This window comes from Ruminococcus sp. RTP21358st1_G6_RTP21358_211008 (assembly GCF_040908885.1).
Classification (GTDB): Bacteria; Bacillota; Clostridia; order Lachnospirales; family Lachnospiraceae; genus Blautia_A; species Blautia_A faecis.
Map to the genome: position 1 here is coordinate 1 of NZ_JBDGDM010000087.1, position 7,694 is coordinate 7,694.

7 protein-coding genes and 1 riboswitch are annotated in these 7,694 nt (G+C 44.5%); all 7 genes read left to right on the forward strand.

From position 1 onward, the window contains the following. Positions 1–98 precede the first annotated feature (98 nt). A riboswitch (glycine riboswitch) is annotated at positions 99–208 on the reverse strand. A 797-nt stretch (positions 209–1,005) separates the two neighbouring features. After that, positions 1,006–2,472, forward strand: a complete 1,467-nt coding sequence (locus AB5Z12_RS20325) for an aminotransferase class I/II-fold pyridoxal phosphate-dependent enzyme (RefSeq protein WP_118583008.1) — start codon at positions 1,006–1,008, stop codon at positions 2,470–2,472. Positions 2,473–2,549: 77 nt separating this feature from the next. Further along, on the forward strand, positions 2,550–3,404 hold the full coding sequence (gene speE, locus AB5Z12_RS20330) for a polyamine aminopropyltransferase (RefSeq protein WP_148461219.1): 855 nt from the start codon (positions 2,550–2,552) through the stop codon (positions 3,402–3,404). Positions 3,405–3,407: 3 nt separating this feature from the next. After that, entirely contained in the window at positions 3,408–4,265 is an 858-nt protein-coding gene (gene speB / locus AB5Z12_RS20335) for an agmatinase (protein WP_173769572.1), read from the forward strand. Between the two features lie 43 nt (positions 4,266–4,308). Next, entirely contained in the window at positions 4,309–5,568 is a 1,260-nt protein-coding gene (locus tag AB5Z12_RS20340; protein WP_173769573.1) for a saccharopine dehydrogenase family protein, read from the forward strand. Further along, complete coding sequence (locus AB5Z12_RS20345; RefSeq protein ID WP_368356786.1) at positions 5,568–6,791, forward strand: carboxynorspermidine decarboxylase; 1,224 nt, start codon at positions 5,568–5,570, stop codon at positions 6,789–6,791. Before AB5Z12_RS20340 ends, AB5Z12_RS20345 begins: the two co-directional genes overlap by 1 nt. Positions 6,792–7,103: 312 nt before the next feature. Further along, positions 7,104–7,340, forward strand: a complete 237-nt coding sequence (locus AB5Z12_RS20350; RefSeq protein WP_195700332.1) for a hypothetical protein — start codon at positions 7,104–7,106, stop codon at positions 7,338–7,340. 38 nt (positions 7,341–7,378) lie between these two features. Then, the gene (locus AB5Z12_RS20355) at positions 7,379–7,564 is read left to right on the forward strand and encodes a hypothetical protein (RefSeq protein ID WP_368368760.1); all 186 of its coding nucleotides are present in this window, start codon (positions 7,379–7,381) and stop codon (positions 7,562–7,564) included. The last annotated feature ends 130 nt before the right edge of the window (positions 7,565–7,694 follow it).

Here is a 7,694-nt window from a genome sequence, read left to right on the forward strand (position 1 = left end):
TAAAAGGAATCCTGTGATCAGGATCAGAATGATTAACGGAAGTCCCCAGACTACTCCGTCAAACCAGGTGATAAAGTTGTTGATTTGTGTAAACATGTTCTCTTTCCTCCATCCTTTTGCCTGAGAGATTAACAGCATTACAAATGCTGCGTACACCTTCGGCGCTCTTCCATAAATTTTTTTGAAGAGACTCTCCTGAGTTACGAAAAACCTGCTTATACATTTTCTATAAAATGTACGAGCATGACGGTCATTCGTACTGTGTAGAAACACACTAACACACAGAATATCATATACGATCATAAATTTCAATGAAAATGTTAGAAAAATATTTTGTTTTGACAAGAAAAATATTTGCCTTTCCTTCATTGCAGCACAGGAGCGCGTTTGGAAAATCATTTCCGCAATCTGCTGGTATCATAAAATGAAACAGTTGACATGCATTTTCATATGTGCTATGCTTATAAAGATTTTGAAAGACAAAGAAAGAGTCTTTTCAAAGCAATTATTTTGGATCACTCCATTTGGGGTTAAGGCCATACGGACAGCCGGGTCCACTGCCGCTGATGGTAACTTTGGTTGCCTTATTGATTGAGTTAGAAGCTCAAATTTTATAAGTTGGTTCCTTTGATAACCACTATGCGCCTGAGGCGCAGACTTGTGAAACGGTCAATAAGAGTAGTAAAAGTATGATTGCTATATAGACTCTGACATATATCATCCGGATTTCTATTTTATGTAAATACGAGGATTCTTATATTTATTATAAGTCAATGGAGATAGAATCGGGAAGAATGATCCAAGCAGGTTTGCGGTTTTAAGGCAGCCTGCTTTTTTTTATGTAATAGAAAATTACGTTGGAATTTCCTATTATATAAAAAGCTCTGCCGGGTAGGATTCCACTGCAGCGGAAGCGCAGATGGCGCTGGAGACGCCCCTTTGCAGGCGGAGAATCCTGCAAACAGGATTCTTTATACAGACAAAGGAACTGGAAATGGAGACGCAATGAACAGAACTCGTTTTAAACTGGACCAGAATCGTGCACCAATTCACGAGGCTCTGGAAAATTTCCGGCGCATGAGGGTGGTACCCTTCGATGTGCCAGGACATAAAAGAGGAAGAGGAAATCCGGAGCTTACTGAGTTTCTGGGGCAGAAATGTGTAGGCGTGGATGTAAACAGCATGAAGCCGCTTGATAATCTCTGTCATCCTGTATCTGTGATCCGGGAGGCAGAAGAACTGGCAGCTGATGCCTTTGGAGCAGCTCACGCCTTTCTCATGGTTGGCGGAACTACAAGCTCTGTACAGACCATGGTGTTAACTGCCTGTAAGAGGGGGGACGAGATCATTCTTCCCCGCAATGTTCACAGAAGCGTGCTGAATGCGCTGGTTCTGTGCGGAGCAATTCCGGTTTATGTGAATCCGGAAGTAGATCAGAGACTCGGAATCTCTCTTGGAATGCGCCGTGAGCAGGTGGCAAAGGCAATTAAGGAGCATCCCAATGCAGTAGCTGTGTTGGTAAACAATCCTACCTATTATGGAATTTGCAGTGATCTTCGTGCAATTGTGCGGATGGCTCATGAAGCAGGAATGCTGTGTCTGGCAGATGAAGCCCATGGGACTCATTTTTATTTTGGAGGAGGCCTGCCGGTTTCGGCAATGGCAGCTGGTGCAGATATGGCATCTGTATCCATGCATAAAAGCGGCGGAAGCCTGACCCAGTCCAGCCTTCTTCTGACTGGACCTGGCGTCCATGCCGGCTATGTCCGTCAGATCATCAACCTGACCCAGACTACTTCCGGAAGCTATCTTCTGATGTCAAGTCTTGACATTTCCCGGCGGAATCTTGCACAGCGCGGACGTCAGATTTTCCATCAGGTAGCAGATATGGCAGAATATGCAAGGGAAGAGATTAACGCCATTGGCGGCTATTACGCATTTGGAAAAGAACTGGTGAATGGAGATTCGGTTTTTGATTTTGACATTACGAAATTAAGTGTACATACTCTGGATATCGGACTTGCAGGAATTGAGGTTTACGACATTCTGAGAGATGAGTATGATATTCAGATCGAATTTGGTGATATCGGAAATATTCTGGCTTATCTGTCAATTGGAGACCGTGCCCAGGAAGTAGAGCGGTTGGTAAGCGCCCTTGCGGAGATCCGCAGGCGTTTTCAGAAGGATAAATCAGGATTGCTGGATCAGGAATATATTGATCCCCAGGTAGTAACAAGCCCTCAGGAAGCTTTTTATGCAGAAAAATGCAGCCTTCCTCTCAGGGAAACGGAAGGAAAGGTATGCAGTGAATTTGTAATGTGTTATCCTCCGGGAATCCCAATTCTGGCTCCAGGGGAACGGATCACCCCGGAAATCCTGGATTACATTGAATATGCCAAGGCAAAAGGATGCAACATGACAGGTCCGGAAGATCCGGATATATTACGGTTAAATGTGCTGGAGCATGTCTAAAAAAGGCTGTCTGCAAATTGTGACACACATCTTGCGGGAATAATTTTAAAACACACTCTGGCAGGGAGGTAAAGAAAATGGAAATGTGGTTTTCGGAATTTCATACACCGGATGTGAAGCATAGTATCCGGGTAAACCGTCAGCTCTACTCAAGGCAGAGCGACTATCAGCGAATTGATATTTTTGAGACACCGGAATTTGGCAGGGTTCTTACACTGGATGGCAATGTAATGCTCACGGAACGTGACGAATTTATTTATGACGAAATGATTACCCATGTACCTATGGCTGTCCACAAAGAAGCCAGGGATATTCTTGTAATCGGAGCAGGAGACGGTGGAGTGGTACGTGAACTGACCAGATATGACCGTGTCCGCCATATTGATCTGGTAGAGATGGATCCCATGGTAGTGGAAGCCTGCCGTGCCTATCTTCCGGGAAATGCCTGCAGGCTTGATGACAGGAGAGTGCATCTTCATTATGAAAATGCATTGAAATTTATCCGACGCTGTGAAAATAAATATGACCTTATTATTGTGGATTCTTCCGATCCTTTTGGCCCTTCGGAAGGCTTGTTTACCCGTGAATTTTATGGAAACTGTTATAATGCGCTGAAAGAGGATGGCATCATGGTCAATCAGCAGGGAAGTCCTTTTTATTCTGAGGATGCCCACGCCATGCAGCGCAGTCACAAAAGAATTGCCAGTACGTTCCAGATCAGTCGTGTTTACCAGGCACATATTCCTACCTTTGCTGCCGGTTACTGGCTGTTTGGTTTTGCAAGCAAAAAGTACCATCCGGTGGATGATCTGGATCCGGAGGCATGGAACGCCCTGAATCTTCGCACCCGTTACTATACCACAAGGCTTCACAGAGGTGCATTTTATCTTCCGGCTTTTCTGGAGGAAATGCTTCAGGAGGTGGAGGACTGATTTATGATTTTACCAAATATTGAGAATTTTATTGGCTGTGACAGCAGCTTTGAGGAAGCAGGGATTGTTCTTTACGGAGCGCCCTTTGATTCTACCACAAGCTTTCGCCCTGGAGCCAGGTTCGGCCCTTCTGCCATTCGTCATGAAAGCTTTGGACTGGAAACCTACAGCCCTTATCAGGACCGCGACCTTACAGATATTCAGGTATTTGACAGTGGAGATCTGGAGCTTTGCTTCGGCAGCAGTGAAATGGCACTTGCTGATATACAGAATCGTGCCTGGGAAATTCTGGAAGCAGGAAAGATACCCTTGCTTTTAGGCGGCGAGCATCTGGTGACACTGGCGGCTGTAAGAGCCACAGCCAGAAAGTATCCAGGGCTTCATATTATTCATTTTGATGCCCACGCAGATTTGAGGGATGATTATCTTGGTGCCCGTTTAAGCCATGCGTGTGTCATTCGCAGATGCCATGATATACTGGGAGATGGACGGATTCATCAGTTTTGCATCCGAAGTGGGGAAAGAGAAGAATTCCGGTTTGCAAAGGAGCATACAGATTTTCATCCTTTTACCTTTGAAGGCTTGGAAGAGACCATACAGGAGTTGGACAGGGAGCAGGTTCCGGTATATTTTACCATTGATCTGGATTGCCTGGATCCATCCGTATTTCCGGGAACTGGTACACCGGAGGCGGGAGGCGTAAGCTTCCTTGAGCTTCTTGCGGCTATTCGGAAGGTATCAGAATTAAATATTGTGGGAGCAGATGTCAATGAGCTGGCACCTATGCTGGATCCAAGCGGTGTTTCCACAGCCACAGCATGCAAGGTGGTCAGGGAACTGCTGCTGGCAGTGGCGAAATAAAAACAGCTGCGATAGTGAAATATAAAATAAGGAGATAAAAAATATGAGCAGAGTACTTGTAATCGGCTGCGGCGGAGTAGCCAGTGTAGCAATCCAGAAATGCTGTCAGGCAGATGAGGTATTTACAGAACTGTGTATTGCAAGCAGGACAAAAGAAAAATGTGATGCCCTTGCCCGGAAGCTGGAGGGAAAAACAAAAACAGTTGTTACCACAGCAAAGGTAGATGCAGATGATGTAAACCAGCTGATCCAGCTGATCAATAGTTACAAACCGGATCTGGTAATGAACATTGCACTTCCATACCAGGATCTGACAATTATGGATGCCTGTCTGGCATGTGGCGTAAACTATATGGATACGGCAAATTATGAGCCCGAAGATACCGATGATCCGGAATGGCGGGCTATTTATGAAAAACGCTGTAAGGAAGCTGGATTTTCCGCATATTTTGATTATTCCTGGCAGTGGGCATACCGGAAGAAATTTGAAGAGGCAGGACTTACTGCACTCCTTGGCTGCGGCTTTGACCCTGGCGTTACACAGGCATACTGTGCATATGCATTAAAGCATGAGTTTGACCAGATTGATACCATTGATATTCTGGACTGCAACGGAGGAGACCACGGATATGCGTTTGCAACCAACTTTAACCCGGAGATCAACCTTCGTGAGGTAAGCGCTCCTGGAAGCTACTGGGAGAATGGACATTGGGTGGAAATTCCTCCGATGGCCATCAAGCGGGAATATGATTTTGACCAGGTCGGCGATAAGGATATGTATCTTCTTCATCACGAGGAAATTGAGTCCCTTGCCCAGACAATTCCGGGAGTAAAGAGAATTCGTTTCTTTATGACATTTGGACAGAGCTACCTGGATCACATGCGCTGCCTGGAGGATGTGGGAATGCTTTCCACTACCCCGATCAGCTATAACGGACAGGAAATTGTTCCCATCCAGTTTTTGAAGGCGCTTCTTCCGGATCCGGCAAGCCTTGGTCCTCGTACCAAAGGTAAAACCAATATTGGCTGTATTTTCACCGGAGTAAAGGATGGAAAAGAGAAAACCTACTATATTTATAATATTTGTGACCATCAGGAATGCTATAAGGAGGTTGGAAGCCAGGCAATCAGTTACACGACAGGCGTTCCGGCCATGTGTGGGGCATTAATGATGCTTACTGGAAAATGGATTCGTCCAGGAGTGTATACAGTAGAAGAATTTGACCCGGATCCGTTCCTGGAGGCACTTGACAAATACGGACTTCCACGCAGTGAAAATCATAATCCGGAGCTGGTTGATTAATGGAAAAAACAGATACAAGACCACCTTTTGCAGCATCCGGTGGAGTTATTCCGCCGGAATTCCGGAAAATCAAGACGCCTTGTTATGTTCTTGACGAAACAGCGCTTATAAAAAATGCAGAATTAATGGGAAAGATTGCCGAAAGAACTGGATGTAAAATGCTCCTGGCGCAGAAGGCTTTCAGCAATTATGACTGCTATCACCTTCTGGAGCCTTATCTGGCTGGAACAGAAGCAAGTGGACTGTACGAAGCAAGGCTTGGCGCCCAGGAGATGCCAGGAAAAGAGGTACATGTATTTTGTGCCGGATACCGTGAGGATGAATTTGAAGAACTGCTTTGCTTTGCAGATCATATAGTGTTTAACTCACCCTCCCAGCTTCTCCGTTTTGGAAAAAGAGCGAAGCAGGCCGGAAAAAGCGTAGGGCTCAGGATCAATCCGGAATGCTCTACCCAGGAGGGACATGAAATTTATGATCCCTGTGCCCCGGGCAGTCGTATGGGTACCACGAGAGCACAGTGGGAGGCTGCTGTGAAAATGTATCCGGATCTGACCGGATTATTGGATGGTATTCACTTTCACACCCTTTGCGAGCAGGATTCCTCTGATCTGGAAACCACTCTTGCAGCGGTGAAGGTGAAATTCGGAGATCTGATTTCTCAGGTAAAATGGCTGAACCTGGGAGGAGGACATCATATTACAAGACCAGGTTATGATATTGCACGGCTTGAAAAGTGCATTGAGGCGGCAAAGGAAGAATGGAAGGTGGATATTTACCTGGAGCCTGGAGAGGCATGGGCTTTAAATGCCGGATTCTTTCTGACAACCGTGCTGGATGTGCTGCAAAATGGTGATACCCGGCTTGCAATTTTGGATGGAAGTGCGGCATGTCATATGCCGGATGTTCTGGAAATGCCTTACCGTCCTCCCCTTCTTGGAGCAGGGGAGCCAGGAGAGAATGCCGTTACCGTCCGTCTTGGAGGACCAACCTGCCTGTCCGGGGATGTTATAGGAGATTACAGCTTCCAAAAGCCTTTGGAATACGGAGAGCTTCTCATGTTTGGCGATATGGCCATATATACAACCTGCAAAAACAATACCTTTAATGGAATGCCCCTGCCTGATATCTGGCTGCGGCATGGTGATAAAACCATGGAACGTCTGACTGATTTCGGTTATGAGGATTTTAAAGGCAGACTTGGACACCGCAGGAAATCAGAGTAGGTCTCCTGTAAAATTTGTAAAAAGACGTAAGTCATAGAAATATGGCTTGCGTTTTTTTTCTGTCTGGAAGAAAGTGAGATATAATGACACAACACCAGAAAAGATCTGGAACGTATGAAACAGTCTGAATATATGTAAACGTATGGTAATAATATCTAAAAAAAGAAGATACATTTTTAGTAAAAAACGCTTTTGAAATAAGAACAAAATGGTTTTATAATAAAAATAACGGCAGGCAGCGTAGTGATGCGGGAAAGCAACATCTTATATGCTGCCTGTTGTTTATAAAATGAATTTCAGGAGGAACCATACATGCATGAATATGAAATCTTTATTGAAGAAATAAATCCGTGTGGAGGAGAACAATACAGTAAAAAAACTTTGATTGAGGCAGAAGCAGTAAGTCCGGAAGCTTATGTAAAAGAAAACAGAAGATTTCCGGTTCTGGAATCCACATGCAATGAGAGCGGCGATGTTGTAATAGTAACAGGAGACAAACAGGGTTCTTTTGTACGTTATACTTTTACGGAAGCTATAAAGAGGCAGTAAAATCAAATGATCCTGAAGCCTTAGTTGCTATTATAAAAATGATTTATCAACGAAAACAAAAAAGGCTTGCACAAGGAAAAAAGTGCACTACTACAGATACAAGATATTTTCAGGTGGCCGAAAATCTGTTATATGTGGAGCTTGGAATTGCTCTTGGAAAACCAAAGCAGCAAATCTGTAAAACAATTATTGATTATATGAATCAAAGTGAATCAAAGAGTTGACAATCGTATTTGAAAAATGGAGGAATTGTATAGAAAACGCAAAAAAAATTTGTTGTCAAGCGTTTTTGAAAATGTCCTAAAATAATTGAAGTATTAGCCCCGGCTTTTTGCTGGGGCTTGTTATATTGAT

Bases quoted from the DNA above. Each gene is read 5' to 3' on its own strand.
- AB5Z12_RS20340 (WP_173769573.1), top strand. From the start codon at position 4,309: ATGAGCAGAGTACTTGTAATCGGCTGCGGCGGAGTAGCCAGTGTAGCA.
- AB5Z12_RS20355 (WP_368368760.1), top strand. From the start codon at position 7,379: ATGATTTATCAACGAAAACAAAAAAGGCTTGCACAAGGAAAAAAGTGC.
- AB5Z12_RS20345 (WP_368356786.1), top strand. From the start codon at position 5,568: ATGGAAAAAACAGATACAAGACCACCTTTTGCAGCATCCGGTGGAGTT.
- AB5Z12_RS20350 (WP_195700332.1), top strand. From the start codon at position 7,104: ATGCATGAATATGAAATCTTTATTGAAGAAATAAATCCGTGTGGAGGA.
- speE (WP_148461219.1), top strand. From the start codon at position 2,550: ATGGAAATGTGGTTTTCGGAATTTCATACACCGGATGTGAAGCATAGT.
- AB5Z12_RS20325 (WP_118583008.1), top strand. From the start codon at position 1,006: ATGAACAGAACTCGTTTTAAACTGGACCAGAATCGTGCACCAATTCAC.
- speB (WP_173769572.1), top strand. From the start codon at position 3,408: ATGATTTTACCAAATATTGAGAATTTTATTGGCTGTGACAGCAGCTTT.